Below are 16,336 nucleotides of genomic sequence, written 5' to 3'. Positions count from 1 at the left end.
GATCTTCCGGGGTGACCGTCACGCATCACAGGCTGGGAGGGGGGGTGGGGGACCTACTTTGGAAAAGTAGTGTTCTGACACAAGGGGGGCGCGCGCCCCTACGAAACGCAACTTTGCCGAAGTAGGTCCCCCACACCCCCCTCCCTCCCGGCCGGGGCCGGAAGATCCGGTCGTCAGACGCTTGACGAAACCGGCACCGACCCACGGACCGACCGCGCACCCCTCCCACCCTCCAGCCGGCAGCGCTGCTACGAACAAGTCCGCACCCGGCGCTCAAGCCCGATGACCCGACCGGCAGTCCCCGAGAGCCCCGCTTCCAGGGCCGCCCGGTCATCACGCTTCTCGCGGTGGAGGGTTGGGTGTCAAGGGTGGAGCGCAGCGGAATCGGCGCAGCCGACGCGTAGCGCAGCGGAGCGCCCTTTACACCCGGCCCGGAACCGCCAACCTCAGGACAACCGGGCGGCCCCGGCACGAACACCACCACCGGCCCACCAAAGCCCCCCCCCCTGACAGCACCCCGTATCAGACCTCGACCAGACTCCCCAGGTCGATGTCGACCGGGAACGGCACCTCAGTCGTGAGCTTGCCCGTGTGGACGGGGCTGTCGGGGCTCGGGACGAAGACGCCGGACTCGTGGTGTCGCCAGAACTCGTGCACGACCGGGATGTCGTCGTCGCCCCGCTCCACGCGCCAGTAGTAGGAGATCCCGGCCTCGGCGTACATCCCCGGCTTGCGGAAGCGGTCGTCGGTGCGCGAACCGGGCGAGACTACCTCTACGGCCAGGACGACGCTCGTGACCGGCGTGCACTCCAGGGTGCGGACGTCGAGTCCGGTCTTGTCGAAGACCACGATGTCGGGCTTGGGGACGGTGCGTTCGTCGAACATGGTCCATCGCTCGACGTTGGCGGCGTACGGCTCACGCCTGGCTGTCCGCAAGTGAAAGTACAGCTCGTCCCGCACCTGGTCGTGCCACCACTTCGTCGCCCCACGCACCACGATGTTCCCATCCACGAGTTCCCAGTCGAACGGGACGTCCAGCTCTTTAACCTGGTCGTACGTCCAGCCGACTTCCTCCGGCGGGTACATCCAGTTCTCGGAGGTGGCCTGCGTCCGCTGGTCGCTGTTGTGTGCCTCTGCGGCCATGACTGCTCCCATGGAGGAGATCGTGGAGGGACTTGGCGTGGTGCGTTGCCCGTACGACGGTATCGCCACCCGCGCGAGTGAGGCGGCAACGTTCCTGCGCTCGCGTCGCGGCCTCGCCCACTCCGATGGTGAGGGGGCCGCCCGCAAGCCCTGACCCGACCCGGCCTGGCCTGGCCTGGCCTGGCCTTGGCAGGAAAGGTGGGGGACTCGTCATTGCGGACACCCGTAGGCGGTTGAAGAATCGGTGGCACGCCCGGCCGGCAATGGATCCCGCCCACCCGAAAGGCAGCCCCGTGCAGATCGCGATCCTGCTCTACGACAACTTCACCGCCCTGGACGCCATCGGCCCCTTCCAGACCCTCTCCGCCCTGCCCGACTCCGAAGTCGTCTTCGTCGCCGAGGAGGCCGGGCCCGTCCTCGATGACACCCGGACGCTCTCCTTCGTCGCCACCAAGGAGCTTCGCGACGTCACTCGGCCCGACATCGTCGTCGTGCCCGGCGGGCCCGCCCCCGCCCTCGACAACGAAGCCGTACTCGGGTGGCTCCGGAGCGTGGACTCTGCCACCACCTGGACCACCTCCGTCTGCACCGGCTCCCTCATCCTCGCCGCCGCCGGACTGCTCAACGGGCGGCGCGCTACCTCCCATTGGCTTGCCCTTGAGCAGATCAAGCAGTTCGGGGTCGAGCCGACCGGGCAGCGCGTCGTCTTCGACGGCAAGTACGTCACCGCCGCGGGGGTCTCCGCCGGGATCGACATGGGGCTCACCCTCCTCGGGAAGATCGCGGGCGACGAGTGCGCCCAGGCCCGGCAGTTGCTCATTGAGTACGACCCCCAGCCGCCGTACGACGCAGGGTCCCCGCAGAAGGCACCGGCCTCGGTGGTGGAGATGGTTCGGGGGCAGGGAGCCGTCTGAAAGGGGCAGCTCCCTTACGGGAACGTGGCAGAGTCACCGGCATGGTCCGCATGGTCACGTCACCGCAGCGGCCGCGCCTCGGCGCGGTGTCCGCTCTCCTCATAGGCACCGCCCTCGCAGCACTCACCGCCGGCTGCGGCGAGAAGCAGCACGGCAGCGCCGCCGGCACCCCGCCGCCCAGCCACCCGAGCGCCGGCCCCAGCAACTCCCCCAGCCCCGGCGCCTCCCCTTACGTAGAACCCGGCGTCGTCGACGGTGCGCCCCACAACGGGGACAACAACGCCTACCGCCGCCCCGGCGACATGACCCCGGCCGACGAGGAAGCCGCCCAGGCCGAGGCCGCCCGCATGGAGCCCGTGCTCAAGCAGCTCCACAGAGAGAAGAAGTGGGACCCGGAGAGCGTGAAGGCCGCGCTCACCGGCAAGCTCGGGTACGAGATCCGGAAGACGACCAGCCGGGGCAAACTGCTCGGTGGCGAACTCGACGTGCAGGCGATGCGCTCTCGCTACGAGAGCGAGAGCGACGAGTACGTCACGCCCGAGGGGGCTTCGATCGGGCTCTACGTAGGCGAGCACGCCTGCGTCACCGCCTTCGTGCAGCCGACCAATTACGGATTGAAGACCAACGGGCCCTTCCCGGAGACCGGCTGCATGGAACCGCCCATCGGGCACTGACTCAGCGAAGCAGCCCCCGCAGCCACTCCAGCAACAACCCGTTCACCTCGTCCGCCCGCTCCTGCTGCACCCAGTGCCCGCACCCCTCCAGGATGTGCGAGGACACCAGGCCGGGGAGCGTCTCGGGGTACGCCTTGATCGCGTCGGACAGCCATGTCGTCGAGGCGTCGAGTTCGCCGCCGATGAAGAGGGAGGGCTGGCGGATCGGGGCCGAGTCCCAGGCCGCCAGGTCCTCCCAGTCGCGGTCGACATTCCGGTAGCGGTTCAGCGCTCCGGTCAGGCCGGACCGTTCGAACTCGGCTGCGTAGACGTCGAGTTCGGCCTCCGTCAGCCAGGAAGGCAGCGACCCGCCCGCCTCGAAACGGTCCGACATCCTGCCGCCCGGCGCGATGAAGTGGAGGCTGCCGCCCGCCACGGAGGGCCGCCGCATCGTGTCCGCCGAGAGCCCCGCGTAGAAGCCCGCAAGCCAGCCCCGCACATCCGGCTCGATCTCCGCCTCCGCCCTTCCCGGCTCCTGGAAGTACGAGACGTAGAACTCCTCGTCGCCGCCGATCCGGGCGAACGCGTCCGTCGGACGGAAGCCGTTCCGCGGCGCGTAGGGGACGCTCAGCAGGCCCACCGCCGTGAAGACTTCCGGCCGCAGCAGCGCCGACTGGGCCGCGATGGTCGAGCCCCAGTCGTGGCCCACGATCGTCGCGGTCTCCACCCCCAACCCTCGGACCACCCCCACGTTGTCCGCCACATGCGCCAGCATCCGGTACGCCGCCACCCCCTCCGGCTTCGACGAGCGCCCGTATCCGCGTACGTCGACGGCGACCGCCCGGAAGCCCGCCTCCGCGAGAACCGGCAGCTGATGGCGCCAGGAGTACCAGGACTCGGGGAAGCCGTGGACGAGGAGGACCAACGGGCCCTCCCCTTGCTCCACCAAGTGGATCCGGCCGCCGCCGGGGACGTCCACCAGTCGGTGCTGCGGGCCGTGCGTCGGGCTCGGCATGTTTCCTCCCGGATCAGGCGTTACGTACGTACACCACGATCCTGGGCTCCGGGACCGACCGCCCGCCAGGAACTTTGCCAGGGCGGCAAACGAACGATCTCGAACGCTCACCCGAAACTCGTTGGACAGCCCGTCCGCCGCTCCCTGATAGTCCCGACATGAGTTCTTTAGTGCGCCACCTCACATTCGACTGTTCCGACGCCTACCGCCAGGGCACCTTCTGGGCAGAAGTGCTCGGCGGGAAACTCGCCGACGATGACTTTCCGGGGGACCCGGAAGCCCTGGTCGAGGCCGAGGGGATGACCCTTCTCTTCGTCACCCTGCCCGACGGCAAGACCGTGAAGAACCGTGTGCACGTCGATCTGCAGCCTCAGGACCGCACCCGTGACGAGGAAGTCGAGCGGCTGCTCGCGCTGGGGGCCAAGGTCTTTGAGGATCACCGGAAGCCCGACGGGCGGGGCTGGGTCACCCTCCTCGACCTTGAGGGGAACGAGTTCTGCGTCGAGCGCAGTGCCGGCGAGCGCGAGGCCGCCAACTAGCCTTTCCTACCCCGCAGTTCCTGCTTCAAGACCTTGCCGCTCGCGTTCCTCGGCAGCTCCGTCACGAACTCGATCTGCCTCGGCACCTTGTAGTTGGCCATCTCCCGGCGCGACCAGGCGATCAGGTCGTCGGAGGTGAGGACCGCGCCCGGGCGGCGCACCACATACGCCTTGCCCACCTCCCCCAGGCGCGGATCCGGGACGCCGATCACCGCCACGTCCGCCACCTGCGGGTGCACGCCGATGAGTTGCTCTATCTCGGCGGGGTAGGCGTTGAAGCCGCCGACGATGAACATGTCCTTGATGCGGTCGGTGATGCGGAGGTTGCCCGCCCCGTCGAGGACTCCGACGTCGCCCGTGCGCAGCCAGCCGTCCGGTGTGAGTGTCTTCTTCGTCTCCGCCGGGTCCTCGAAGTAGCCCTGCATGACGTTGTGTCCGCGGACCAGGATCTCCCCAGGGTGGCCGGGTGAGAGCGTCTCGCCGCCAGGGGACACCACCCGTACCTCCGTGTCCGGGATGGCACGGCCCGAGGTGGCGGCGATGATCGGCGCCGCGTCCCCCTGGCGGCACATCGTGACGATGCCGCTCGCCTCCGAGAGGCCGTACGCCGTGAGGACCGTGGCGATGTGGAGTTCGCTGCGCAGGCGTTCCACCAGCTGGAGGGGGACCACCGCCGCGCCCGTCACCACCAGGCGCAGGGCGGAGAGGTCGTGCTGATCGCGGGACGGGTGGTCCAGGAGCGACTGGTGAAGAGTCGGTGGGCCGGGGAGGACGGAGATCCTCTCCGCCGCCACGTTCGCGAGCACCGTGTCCACGTTGAAGACCGGCTGCGGGATCATCGTCGCGCCCCGCATCAGGCAGGCGATGATCCCCGCCTTGTAGCCGAAGGTGTGGAAGAAGGGGTTCACGATCAGGTAGCGGTCGCCTTCGCGCAGGCCTGCGAGCTCGCTCCAGACGTCGTAGCAGCGCAGGGTCTGCGCGTGGGTGATGACCGCGCCCTTGGGGCGGCCCGTCGTGCCCGATGTGTAGATGATGTCCGAGGGCGCGGCGCCGTCGATGCCGTCCGCGCGTGCCCGGACGTCCTGCGCACGCACCCCGTCACCACTCGCGACGAAGTCCTTCCACGTACGGAAGTCCTCCGGGGCGTCGTCGGACAGGACGACCACCTGCTCCAGGTGCGGAAGGCCCGGCAGCGGGCCGTCTCCCCTTCCCTCGGCGGTCGCGCGTCGCAGCGATGCGACGTACGACGTACCGAGGAAGGTGCCCGTCACGAAGAGCAGTTTCGCCCGGCTGCGTTCCAGGACGTACGCGGCCTCCGTCCCCTTGAAGCGGGTGTTCAGGGGGACGAGGACCGCGCCCGCCGAGACGGCGCCCAGCGCGGAGACGATCCAGTCGAGGGTGTTGGGGGCCCACACCGCCACCCGATCCCCGGAGTTGACGCCATAGGCCATGCACGCGGCCGCCGCCCGCTCCACGCGCCTGCCGAGCTCCTCGTACGAGATACGGGTGCGGCCCTCGACGACCGCCTCCCGCTCCCCGTACCGCTCGGCGGCCGCCCGGACAAGTCCCGGGATGCTGCCCCACTCCAGGTCGCCGCGCATGGCAAGCCCCTCCGCCGCAGTAGCTGACTATCCGTCAGATTAGCTGTAGCCTGACGCGCTGTCAGCAGTCGGGACGACGTATGGCGAAGCCCTCAGGGCCGAGCCACCCGGGGAGGTGCCGTTGCCCATGGCTTCACTCAAAGACGCTACAGCGATAGTCGGGATCGGACAGACCGCGTTCGCGAAACAACTGCCCGAGGACGAGAAGACGTTGGCGTGCCGCGCCATCGTCGCCGCGCTCGACGACGCGGGCATCGCACCGTCCGAAGTCGACGCATTCGCCTCGTACACGATGGAGGAGACGGACGAGGTCGAGGTCGCCAAGGCGATCGGCGCCGGGGACGTCACCCACTTCAGCAAGGTCGGCTACGGAGGCGGCGGCTCCTGCGCCACCATCGCGCACCTCGCTGCCGCCGTCGCCACCGGCCAGGCGAGCGTCGGCATCGCGTGGCGGTCCCGGAAACGGGGCAGCGGCCCGCGCCCCTGGAAGAACACGGCGGTCCAACTCCCCACCCCCGCCCAGTGGACCCGCCCCTTCGGGCTGCTGCGCCCGGCCGACGAAATCGGCATGCTCGCCCGCCGCTACATGCACGAGTACGGCGCGACCCGCGACCACCTCTTCAACGTCGCCCTCGCCTGCCGCAACCGCGCCAACCAGAACCCGGCCGCGATGATGTACGAACGCCCGCTGACCCGCGACATGTATATGACGTCACGCTGGATCAGCGAGCCGCTCTGTCTCTTCGACAACTGTCTTGAGACCGATGGTGCGTTGGCGTGCGTCGTCGTCTCCGCCGAGCGGGCCCGCGACTGCCGCCAGAAGCCCGTGTACGTCCACTCCGTCGCCCAGGGGCTGCCCGCGCAGCACCACGGGATGGTCAACTACTGGAACGACGACCCACTGACGGGCCCCGCCTGGACGGCGGCCCGACACCTGTGGAAGCAGGCGGACTTCGGGCCGGAGGATGTGGACGTGGCGCAGATCTACGACGCCTTCACACCGCTGATCCCGCTGTCGCTCGAAGGGTACGGCTTCTGCGGCCGAGGCGAGGGCGGCGCGTTCACGGAGGGCGGCGCACTGGAGAGCGGCGGCCGCCTCCCGATCAACACCGGGGGCGGCGGCCTGAGCGAGGCGTACGTCCACGGCTTCAACCTGATCAACGAGGGCGTGAAGCAACTACGGGGAACGAGCACGGCGCAGGTCCCGGCTGCGGCCACTTGCCTGGTGACGGCGGGAGAGGGCGTTCCGACGTCAGCGCTCCTACTGCGGGCCCCGTAAGCGCCCTGAAGGGGCGCGGGGAACTGCGCGAGCAACCACAACCAACCCGCAGCCGCAAAAGGACACCCACATGGCAGACGCGACGCAAAAGACCGAGCCCCTCCTGACGCCCACGATCGACAGTGACGGCGCCCCCTTCTGGGAGTACGCCGCCCGAGGCGAACTCCGCATACAGGCCTGCGCCAACCCCGCCTGCGGCGAGCTACGGTTCCCGCCCAGGGCTTGCTGCCCCCACTGCCAGTCCTTCGAAAGCGAGTGGCGCCGCATGAGCGGCAGGGCCCGCATCTGGTCCTACGTACGCCCCCACCCACCCCTGCTCCCCGCGTACGCGGAACACGCCCCGTACAACGCGATCATCGTCGAACTGGCCGACGCCCCCCGCATCCGCCTGGTCGGCAATCTCGTCACCGCCCCCGACGCCCCGCTGAACTCCGTCGACCCCGAACGCCTCCGCATCGGCGCGAAGGTCCAGATCGCCTTCACCGACGTCGACGGCATGGCGATGCCCCGCTGGCTCCTGGAGCGGCCGTGAGCCCCGGGACCCTGAGCGTGAGGACCGACAAGGAGACGGGCGTCGCGATCGTCACCCTCGACCGCCCCACCCGCCACAACGCCATCGACACCACAACAGCCGCCGAACTCACCGCCACCTGGCGGGAGTTCCGCTTCGACGACACCGTACGGTCGATCATCCTCACCGGCGCCGGCGAGAAGGCGTTCTGCACCGGCATCGACCGCGACACCGACGTCCCGCAGCCCAACTCTCCCTACTCCATGGACGATCCGCTCCTCTCCATCGGCCCCAAGGCCAACGACCTCTGGAAGCCGGTCATCGCCGCGGTCAATGGAATGGCGTGCGGCGGCGCCTTCTATCTCATCGGCGAGGCGGAGTTCGTGATCGCCGCCGAGCACGCCACGTTCTTCGACCCGCACACCACGTACGGCATGGTCAGCGCCTACGAGTCGATCCACATGGCGCAGCGGATGCCGTACGGGGAGATCGCGCGGATGTCGCTGATGGGCTCGGCGGAACGGGTCTCGGCCCGCCGTGCGTACGAGACGGGCCTGGTCTCCGAGCTCACCGCGCCCGAAGAACTCCTCACCACCGCCACGAAGGCCGCCGAGGTCATCGCATCTCACCCGACCGAGGCGGTCCAGGGCACGGTGCGCGCACTCTGGTCGTCCAGGGAGGCGGCCCGCGCGCACGCCCTGGCGCAGGCGCCGCATCTGATCACGCTCGGCAATCTGCCGCCGGAACGGCAGGCGGGACTGTTCACGGGCCGCGGCTCCGGCTTCCGGACCAGATGACCGCCAGATGACCGGAAGCCGCGGCCGAGGGTGGCGTGGGTCACACAGTCGGCGTAGCGTCAGCAGTGGCGGCCGCCGTCTAGCCCCTTCCAAGCCTGGTGCGACGGCCGTCCCAGTCAGGCGCCAGAGCCTCTAGGACCGGACGTCAGAGCCTCCAGGACCGGGCGCCAGAGCCCCTAGGACCGGGCCGTCCCGGTCCCCCGCTCCGCGTCCAGCGCGTAAACGCACCGGTCCTTGCTGCATGCGTACACGACGCCGTCCCGCACCACGGGCGCCCCGGTGATCTCTCCCCCGGTGGCCAGCTTCCAGCGCAGGCGGCCGTCGTCGGCCTTCAGCGTGTACAGCAGGTGATCGGTCGAGCCGAAGTGGATGCGCCGGTCGGCGACGACCGGCGTGCCGACGACCTCGCCGCCCGCCTGGAAGCGCCACTTAGGCGTGCCCGTCACCGCGTCCAGCGTGTACAGGCCCTTGCCGCTGCCCACGTGGACGTGGCCGTCGGCGACGAGCACCGGCTCGATCGACGCCCGGGACTCCGTGGCGATGCGCCAGCGGTCGCGGCCGTCGGTGGCGTCAAGGGCGTACACAGTGCCCAGGTAATCGGCGAGATACACGCCACCACCCGTCACCGCGGGCCCCGGCGCGAACGCCGGCGGGCACAGGAAGACGGCGGGCGCCTCGAAGTGCCAGCGGACATGGCCGCCCGCCACGTCGATCGCGAGGACGCGCGTCCCGGCGGACACGTAGACGTAGCCGTCCTCCGCCTGGGTCAGGCGGACGGGCACGCCGCCGCAGGAGGCCGCGTCGCCGATCGGATACGACCAGCGCTCCTCGCCCGTGCGTGCCTCCAGGGCGCGCAGGCGCGCGTTCTGCCAGACGTAGACCGTGCCGTCGTGGATGACGGGGCCCGCTTCGGGGGTCTCGAAGTCGGTCTGGGCTCCGGTGATCTCCCAGAGCTTCTCGCCGTTCGCCGCCTCCCAGGCCTGTACGCCGCCGCCGCGCGTGCCGGTGACGACCGTGCCCCGGTCGGCGTGCAGGGAGTACACCCAGGCGTCGGTGGGCAGCCGCCACAGGTCCGAGCCGTCGGCGCCGTCGAGCGCGTACAGCGTCGGGCCGTCGGAGGCGTGGATACGTCCGTCGGCGACCGCCATGGACCAGGCGACGTCCCGTGTCTTGAAGCTGCGGCGGCCCGTGCTCACGTCCAGGGCGTGCACCTCGAAGGACGTGACGTAGACCAGGTTCCCTGCGACGGCGGGCGTCCCCCATACGTCGTTCGACATACGGAAACGCCACGGCCGCCAGGCCGCCCCCGCGTCCGGCGCCGCGGTGGGCGCGGGCACCACGGGGTCGGCGCCGTTCGCCGCGGCCTTGGAGCGCGACCAGGACGCGGCGAGGCCGGCCTCGGCGGGCGGTGCGGCCACGGCGGCGGCGCGGGCGTCGGCCACCTTGGGTCCCGGCCCGATCGGCACCTTCGCCCCGGCAAGACGCACAGGACCCGCGTCCGGCACGCCACCGAGCTGCGGCGGCTGGGACGGCGGGGCGGGCGGCGCGTGCGGGGGCTGGGGCGCGGCGGCGGAGGCGGGGGCCGCGCCTCGTCCGCCGCTCCTGCCGGAGGAGGAAGCGGCGACCCGTGCGGGCGGGCGGCCGCCCCTGCGGGCCTCGATGAGGGCGACGGCACGCTCCGGCAGCCACGCGGACGCCGTACCGCTGTCGCCGTCCTCGCTCTCGGAGGCGAAGAGGTGCGGCGCGAGCTGGGCCTGGAGGTCGGCGGGGCTCGGCCGGAGCGCCGCCTCCATCTGCATGCACGTCTCGATGAGCGGACGCAGCTCGTCCGGGAGTCCCTCCAGGTCAGGGCCTTCCCGGAGGAGCATGAAGACGGTCTCGACGGGGTTCGCGCCGTGGAAGGGCGCGTGGCCGGTCGCGGCGAAGACGAGCATCGAGCCGAGCGAGAAGACATCGCTCGCGCCGGTGACGCTGCGCGAGTCCTTCGCCTGCTCGGGCGACATGTACGCAGGCGTGCCCACGGCGACGTTCGTCATGGTCAGACGGGTGTTGGAGACGCCGGACGCGATGCCGAAGTCGATGACGCGGGGTCCGTCCTCGACGACGAGTACGTTCGACGGCTTGAGGTCGCGGTGGACGAGGCCCGCGCCGTGGATGGACTCCAGGGCCTCCGCGACGCCCGCCGCGAGCCAGCGCACGGCCTGGGTGGGCAGCGGCCCGTGCTCATTCACTATTTCTTCGAGGGAGGGCGCGGGAACGTACGCGGTGGCGAGCCACGGCACCGCGGCGCGCGGGTCGGCGTCCACGACGGCTGCCGTATAGAAACCGGACACGGCCCGTGCGGCCTCGACCTCGCGCGTGAAGCGGACCCGGAACAGCTGGTCCTCGGCGAGCTCGGTCCTGACCGTCTTGATCGCCACGCGCCGCCCTGACGCGGAGCGCGCGAGGTAGACAAGGCCCATGCCACCGGCTCCGAGCCGGCCGAGCACCTCGAACGGGCCGATCCGCCTCGGATCGTGCTGCGTCAGCTGATCCACCACTTGCCCTGCCACCTCCCCGTACGCGGGCACCGTATCGAGCGGCCCCGTGCAGCGTCTCACCACCGAGCCGCTACGGCGGCACGCACCCTGATTCTTCCTGTACGGGGCGACGGTTGCGAACCGGGGGCGGGATCGGGGTGTCTCGGGACAAAGGAGACGCAAGAAGGGGCGCAAGAGGAAGAAGAAACATCAGAGACGCTCGATTCGAATGTCTGATCTATTTTGCAGGGCTCCGGAATCCGCCGCCGGGACCCGAGCCGCCCCCTCGTGCGGAACCGGGCGAAGACCGAGACGAATACCGCCCCCAACCCCATTTGCACTCGGCCGAATCGCGCTCCGATCACCCCTCGGTAAGCTGACGGCATGACAGGACAGGTACGTACCGTCGACGGCCGCGTGGCCGGTCGGCGCGGTCAGGCGACGCGTCAGAAGCTGCTCGACTGCCTCAGCGAGATGCTCAGCTCCTCGCCCTACCGGGACGTCAAAGTCATCGACGTCGCCCGGAAGGCGGGGACTTCACCAGCGACCTTCTACCAGTACTTCCCGGACGTCGAAGGCGCCGTCCTGGAGATTGCCGAGCAAATGGCCGCCGAGGGCGCCGAGTTGACCCAGCTCCTCGACGGGCGGTCCTGGGTCGGCAAGGCGGGGTGGCAGACCGCTCAGGAGCTTGTCGACGGCTTCCTCGACTTCTGGCGCAAGAACGACGCGATCCTCAGGGTCGTCGATCTGGGCGCCGCCGAGGGCGACAAGCGCTTCTACAAGATCCGCATGAAGATCCTCAACTCGGTCAACAACTCCCTTACGGACACGGTCAAGGAACTCCAGGCCAAGGGCAAGGTCGACAAGGACGTCAGCCCGGCGGCCATGGCCGGCTCCCTGGTCGCGATGCTCGCCGCGGTCGCATCGCACCAGCGGGGATTCCAGACGTGGGGCGTCAAGCAGGCTGAACTCAAGCCGAATCTGGCGTTGTTGGTTCACTTGGGAGTGACAGGGAAGAAGCCGACCAAGTAGCCCCTGCGGGGCTCCCGTCTTTTGTCCTGTCAGCCACTGCGGCGGATCACTTGCGTGGTCCGCCGCTGTGGTCCCTGCGGGGTTCGCCGTTCTCAGCCGCGGGTTCGCTGTGGCTGGTCGCGCAGTTCCCCGCGCCCCTTTGGGGCGGTATCAGCTCCGCCTCTCCAGGCGGAACAGGCGTATCTCCCTTTCCACTCGGGTTTGATACGTCGCGTACGGCGGCCAGAAGGTCAGGACCGCCGCCCAGGCGGCCTCCCTCTCCTCACCGCCCAACAGCCTTGCCCGCACCGGGATGTCCTTGCCCTGCCAGCTGACGTCCGCGTCCGGGTTGGCCAGGAGATTGGCCGTCCACGCGGGGTGGCCCGGACGCCCGAAGTTGGACCCGATCAGCACCCAACCCCCCGTGCCCTTCTCCGGCATGCACGCAAGCGGCGTACGCCTCGGCAGTCCGCTCTTCGCGCCGCGCACCGTCAGGATGACGCCGGGCAGCATCTTCGCGCTGAGCAGGACCTTGCCGCGGGTCAGCCGGTGCACCGTGCGGTCCATCGCCGGGATGAAGTGCGGGGCGATCTTGGCGAAGGTGCGCGTCGACGACACCTTCTGGATCAGGCGCAGACCCGGCGGCATCAGACGGCCTCTTCCAGTGCGGCGGCGGCCGGTCCGCCCTCGAAAAGACCCGCCCGTTCCGCCGCCCGCGCCCGCAGCCGGTGCACCGGGCCGAAGAGCAGCTCGTCGCTCGACGCCCGCTTGAAGTACAGGTGCGCCTCGTGCTCCCAGGTGAAACCGATGCCGCCGTGCAGCTGTACGGCTTCGGACGCGGCGGTCCGCAGCGCGTCGAGGCCCTGGGCGAGCGCGAGCCCGCCGGCCCGTTCGGCGCCCTGTCCGCCGAACCCGGCGGCCTCGGCACCGGCGGCCCACGCCGCGTAGTAGGCGGCCGAGCGCGCGGCCTGGACCTGCACGTACACGTCGGCAAGGCGGTGCTTGACCGCCTGGAAGGACCCGATCGGGCGGCCGAATTGCTCGCGCTCCTTCACGTATTCGACGGTCCGCTCCATCACCCGGTCCGCGGCGCCGACGGCCTCCGCGGCGACGACGGTGGCGGCGACGTCACCGACGGCGGCGAGCGCGCCCGGCACATCCGACTCGTCCGTGCCCAGCAACTCCGCTTCCACATCGCGCAGTTCGACGCGGGCCTGGGTGCGGGTCTCGTCGAGCGCGGTCTGCCGGGTGCGCACCATGCCGGGCGCCCCATCGCGTACGAGGAAGAGGAGCGTACGGGAGCGGGCGAAGCCTCCCGCGTGCGCGGCCACGACAAGGAGGCCCGCGCTGTGCCCGTCGAGCACCTGCTCCGCCTGCCCGTACAGCCGCCACACCCCGTCGGAGAGCCTCGCCTGTACGCCGCCCGCGCGGCCGCCGCCCGACCAGTCGCCGGAGTTGTCGCCGACGAGACCGAGGGCCGTGGCGAGTCCGGTGCCGGGGACGGCGAGCGCGGCGGTCAGCTCGCCCGCGGCGATGCGGGGCAGCAGCTCGGCGCGCTGCTCCTCGGTGCCGAGGGAGAGGATCAGCGGGGCGGCGAGGACCGCGGTGGCGAAGAGGGGGGTAGGGGCGAGTGCGCGACCCAACTCCTCGCAGCCAAGGGCCAGTTCGGCGGTGGTGCAGCCGACTCCTCCGTACGTCTCCGGGAGGGCGAGGCCGGGCAGACCGAGCTGTTCGGCGAGGGCCGACCACAGGGCGGAGTCGTGGCCGGCCGGGGTGCGTACCGCGGCCTTGACGTCGTCGGGGCCGCAGCGTTTGGTGATCACTTCGCGAAGGGTGCGGCGGATCTCGTCCTGCTCCGCACTGAAGGCGGCGTCCATCGGCAGGCTCCTCCCCAGGGCCCGGCGACTCGGACCCAGATCTGACGGGCCGTCATGCTAGGACGGTGGGGGCGATATGCACAGAGCGCTGACGTGACGTGATGCGATCCCGGCTATCGGCCCGGACCTTGCATCTGATGTACCGTCAGATTCATGGCTGCTGCTACCGCTTCCGCTTCCGCTAGGCGTTCCCCCTCTCCCTCCCGCAAGGTCGCCGTCGTAGGTGTCGCCCTCTCGGACTGCGGCCGGGTCGACGAGGCCACCCCCTATGCCCTGCACGCCCAGGCCGCCCGCCGCGCACTCGCCGACTCCGGGCTCGGCCGCGACGTCATCGACGGCGTCGCATCGGCGGGCCTCGGCACGCTCGCCCCGGTCGAGGTCGCCGAGTACCTGGGCCTCAAACCCCGCTGGGTGGACTCGACTTCGGTCGGCGGCGCCACCTGGGAGGTGATGGCCGCGCACGCGGTGGACGCGATAGCGGCGGGACGGGCGAACGCCGTCCTGCTGGTCTACGGATCGACGGCGCGCGCGGACATCAAGGCGAAACGGCGTACGTCGAACCTGTCGTTCGGCGCGCGGGGGCCGCTGCAGTTCGAAGTCCCGTACGGGCACTCGCTGATCGCCAAGTACGCGATGGCCGCGCGCCGCCACATGCACGAGTACGGCACGACGCTGGAACAGCTCGCGTCGGTGGCGGTCCAGGCGCGGGCGAACGCGGCGACGAACCCGGATGCGATGTTCCGCGAGCCGATCACGGTGGACGAGGTGCTGAGCGGCCCGATGATCGCGGACCCGTTCACCAAACTGCACTGCTGCATTCGTTCCGACGGCGGGTGCGCGGTGCTGCTCGCCGCCGAGGAGTACGTGGCCGACTGCGCGTCAACTCCCGTATGGGTACTGGGCGCTGGGGAACATGTCTCGCACACCACCATGTCCGAGTGGGACGACTTCACCGTCTCCCCGGCGGCGGTAAGCGGGCGGCTCGCCTTCGAGCGGGCAGGGGTGCGGCCGGACGAGATCGACGTGGCCGAGATCTATGACGCGTTTACGTACATGACGCTGGTGACCCTGGAGGACCTGGGGTTCTGCGCGAAGGGCGAGGGCGGCGCGTTCGTGGAGAAGGGGCGGCTGCTACGAGACGGGGAGCTGCCCACGAACACCGATGGGGGTGGCCTGTCCGCCCAACACCCGGGCATGCGCGGCCTGTTCCTGCTCGTCGAGGCCGTGCGGCAACTGCGCGGCGACGCGGGTGAGGGGCGTCAGGTGCGCAAGGCGGGGGGCCGTCTGCCGGAGCTCGCGGTGGCTTCGGGGACGGGTGGGTGGTTCTGTTCGTCGGGGACGGTGGTGCTGGGGCGGTGAAAGCCCCTGTTACCGGGCGGCGACGAACGCGGACCAAGCCGTGGAGGTGACCTGGAAGGTGGGGCCTTCAGGGTTCTTGGAGTCGCGGATGTGGACGGAGTGGGGGCAGGTGGCGACCTCTACGCAGGTGCCGCCCTCATTGCCGCTGTAGCTCGACTTCCGCCAGGTGTAGGCGACTTCGAGGCACGCGTCGCCCTCATTGCCGCTGTAGCTGCTCTTGAACCACGCCAGTTCGGCGTTCATAGCTGCCCCGCAATCGTCTCGATCAGTTCCGCGGACGCCCGAGGTGTGAGCGCCTGGGCCCGCAGGGTGCCGAAGCGGTCGATGAGCTGGTTGACCTCCTGCGGCTTCGAGATCAACCTACCGCTGATCTGCCCCGCTTCGTAGGCGAAGTTACGGCCCTCCTGGGTACTCAGCAACTGCATCGCGCCCTGCATCCCCGCATGCTCACGTGTCTCCGTCGGCATCACCTGCACCTTTAGGTGATGCATGGTGCGCGTGCACTCCAGCACATGCAGGAGCTGCTTCCGCAGTACCTCCCGGCCACCGATAAGGCGCCTGAGGACCGACTCCTCGACCACGTAGCCAGCCATCGGCGGCGGAGTGCGGCTCAGCAACGCCTGCCGCTCCAAGCGCCCCATCACGTCCTTCTCAATCCGGTCCTCGGTCAGCTGCGGCACCCGCTCCTCATACAGCGCGCGCATGTAGTCCTCGGTCTGCAGCAACCCTGGGAACACCATGCTCTCGTACGCGCTGATGCTCGCCGCTGTCTTCTCCAGCCGCACCCACCCCACAAACGTAGGCGGATACTTCTCCTCCTCCATCAGCGGAATGCACGACTTCAGCGCACCCCGCGCATCCAGGACGCCGTCCGCGTCGTCCAGGAAATTCGACGTGGGGATGCGTTCGGCGCGCTCGTACGCGCCCGCGAGGGACTCCGATACGAGGAGCCGTCCGGCCACGTCCTTGCGGGTCATCCCCGAACGCTCGCGGAAGTTCCTGAGCAGGTCACCCACGTGCCGCCGCGCCGGGGACGGGACGGCACCCGCCTTCTCGCTCGTCACCTTTCCATTCATCACCACAACGGCCACCACCCTCTCCACGCCCCGCCGATGTAC

Annotated in this window: 17 protein-coding genes; 9 read left to right on the top strand and 8 right to left on the bottom strand. The window is 70.1% G+C overall.

Annotated elements, in window-relative coordinates; translation table 11 throughout:
• Positions 1-522 precede the first annotated feature (522 nt).
• A complete protein-coding gene (locus AB0O76_RS42135; protein ID WP_365502715.1) occupies positions 523-1,143 on the bottom strand; it encodes a Uma2 family endonuclease in 621 nt (206 codons plus the stop codon).
• On the opposite strand from AB0O76_RS42135, the gene AB0O76_RS42130 reads away from it, so the two are divergent.
• From AB0O76_RS42130 to AB0O76_RS42120, 3 genes are all read left to right on the top strand, one after another.
• Positions 1,142-1,297, top strand: a complete 156-nt coding sequence (locus tag AB0O76_RS42130) for a hypothetical protein (protein WP_365502713.1) — start codon at positions 1,142-1,144, stop codon at positions 1,295-1,297. The two genes, AB0O76_RS42135 and AB0O76_RS42130, sit on opposite strands and share 2 nt — an antisense overlap.
• A 139-nt stretch (positions 1,298-1,436) precedes the next feature.
• Positions 1,437-2,057, top strand: coding sequence for a DJ-1/PfpI family protein (locus tag AB0O76_RS42125; protein WP_365502711.1), 621 nt, complete (start codon positions 1,437-1,439; stop codon positions 2,055-2,057).
• Between the two features lie 41 nt (positions 2,058-2,098).
• Positions 2,099-2,731 carry a hypothetical protein gene (locus AB0O76_RS42120; RefSeq protein WP_365502709.1) on the top strand — a complete coding sequence of 211 codons (633 nt, stop codon included), beginning with the start codon at positions 2,099-2,101 and terminating at the stop codon, positions 2,729-2,731.
• Position 2,732: 1 nt separating this feature from the next.
• Here AB0O76_RS42120 and AB0O76_RS42115 read toward each other — a convergent pair whose 3' ends face one another.
• Positions 2,733-3,725, bottom strand: coding sequence for an alpha/beta hydrolase (locus AB0O76_RS42115; protein WP_365502707.1), 993 nt, complete (start codon positions 3,723-3,725; stop codon positions 2,733-2,735).
• Between the two features lie 158 nt (positions 3,726-3,883).
• Between AB0O76_RS42115 and AB0O76_RS42110 the strand changes: the two genes are divergently transcribed.
• Positions 3,884-4,264 carry a VOC family protein gene (locus AB0O76_RS42110; protein WP_365502705.1) on the top strand — a complete coding sequence of 127 codons (381 nt, stop codon included), beginning with the start codon at positions 3,884-3,886 and terminating at the stop codon, positions 4,262-4,264.
• Here AB0O76_RS42110 and AB0O76_RS42105 read toward each other — a convergent pair.
• Positions 4,261-5,865, bottom strand: coding sequence for a FadD3 family acyl-CoA ligase (locus AB0O76_RS42105; RefSeq protein WP_365502703.1), 1,605 nt, complete (start codon positions 5,863-5,865; stop codon positions 4,261-4,263). The genes AB0O76_RS42110 and AB0O76_RS42105 overlap by 4 nt on opposite strands.
• Positions 5,866-5,992: 127 nt before the next feature.
• Here AB0O76_RS42105 and AB0O76_RS42100 point away from each other — a divergent pair, with 127 nt between their 5' ends.
• The 3 genes from AB0O76_RS42100 (at position 5,993) to AB0O76_RS42090 (ending at position 8,452) form a co-directional block, all read left to right on the top strand.
• Positions 5,993-7,144 (top strand): lipid-transfer protein, encoded by a 1,152-nt coding sequence (locus AB0O76_RS42100; protein WP_365502701.1) that lies wholly within the window; start codon positions 5,993-5,995, stop codon positions 7,142-7,144.
• Positions 7,145-7,214: 70 nt separating this feature from the next.
• Complete coding sequence (locus AB0O76_RS42095) at positions 7,215-7,676, top strand: OB-fold domain-containing protein (protein WP_365502699.1); 462 nt, start codon at positions 7,215-7,217, stop codon at positions 7,674-7,676.
• Positions 7,673-8,452, top strand: a complete 780-nt coding sequence (locus AB0O76_RS42090) for an enoyl-CoA hydratase/isomerase family protein (protein WP_365502697.1) — start codon at positions 7,673-7,675, stop codon at positions 8,450-8,452. The genes AB0O76_RS42095 and AB0O76_RS42090 overlap by 4 nt, the downstream gene beginning before the upstream one ends.
• Positions 8,453-8,628: 176 nt before the next feature.
• Here AB0O76_RS42090 and AB0O76_RS42085 read toward each other — a convergent pair whose 3' ends face one another.
• Entirely contained in the window at positions 8,629-10,992 is a 2,364-nt protein-coding gene (locus AB0O76_RS42085; protein ID WP_365502695.1) for a serine/threonine-protein kinase, read from the bottom strand.
• Between the two features lie 363 nt (positions 10,993-11,355).
• Between AB0O76_RS42085 and AB0O76_RS42080 the strand changes: the two genes are divergently transcribed.
• The gene (locus AB0O76_RS42080; RefSeq protein ID WP_135335578.1) at positions 11,356-12,003 is read left to right on the top strand and encodes a TetR family transcriptional regulator; all 648 of its coding nucleotides are present in this window, start codon (positions 11,356-11,358) and stop codon (positions 12,001-12,003) included.
• A 150-nt stretch (positions 12,004-12,153) separates the two neighbouring features.
• Here the strand turns inward: AB0O76_RS42080 and AB0O76_RS42075 are convergent, their stop codons facing one another.
• Both AB0O76_RS42075 and AB0O76_RS42070 read right to left on the bottom strand, forming a co-directional pair.
• The gene (locus tag AB0O76_RS42075) at positions 12,154-12,630 is read right to left on the bottom strand and encodes a nitroreductase family deazaflavin-dependent oxidoreductase (protein WP_365502692.1); all 477 of its coding nucleotides are present in this window, start codon (positions 12,628-12,630) and stop codon (positions 12,154-12,156) included.
• The gene (locus tag AB0O76_RS42070; RefSeq protein ID WP_365502690.1) at positions 12,630-13,859 is read right to left on the bottom strand and encodes an acyl-CoA dehydrogenase family protein; all 1,230 of its coding nucleotides are present in this window, start codon (positions 13,857-13,859) and stop codon (positions 12,630-12,632) included. The genes AB0O76_RS42075 and AB0O76_RS42070 overlap by 1 nt, the downstream gene beginning before the upstream one ends.
• A gap of 153 nt (positions 13,860-14,012) precedes the next feature.
• Between AB0O76_RS42070 and AB0O76_RS42065 the strand changes: the two genes are divergently transcribed.
• Positions 14,013-15,218: an acetyl-CoA acetyltransferase gene (locus AB0O76_RS42065; protein ID WP_365502688.1), complete on the top strand. Its 1,206-nt coding sequence runs from the start codon at positions 14,013-14,015 to the stop codon at positions 15,216-15,218.
• Between the two features lie 9 nt (positions 15,219-15,227).
• Here AB0O76_RS42065 and AB0O76_RS42060 read toward each other — a convergent pair whose 3' ends face one another.
• A complete protein-coding gene (locus tag AB0O76_RS42060) occupies positions 15,228-15,461 on the bottom strand; it encodes a DUF397 domain-containing protein (protein WP_365502686.1) in 234 nt (77 codons plus the stop codon).
• Positions 15,458-16,309: a helix-turn-helix transcriptional regulator gene (locus AB0O76_RS42055; RefSeq protein WP_365502685.1), complete on the bottom strand. Its 852-nt coding sequence runs from the start codon at positions 16,307-16,309 to the stop codon at positions 15,458-15,460. Before AB0O76_RS42055 ends, AB0O76_RS42060 begins: the two co-directional genes overlap by 4 nt.
• Between the last annotated feature and the right edge of the window lie 27 nt (positions 16,310-16,336).

This window comes from Streptomyces sp. NPDC086554, assembly GCF_040686095.1.
Lineage (GTDB): Bacteria > Actinomycetota > Actinomycetes > Streptomycetales > Streptomycetaceae > Streptomyces.
This window is presented reverse-complemented; position numbering and strand designations above follow the sequence as displayed.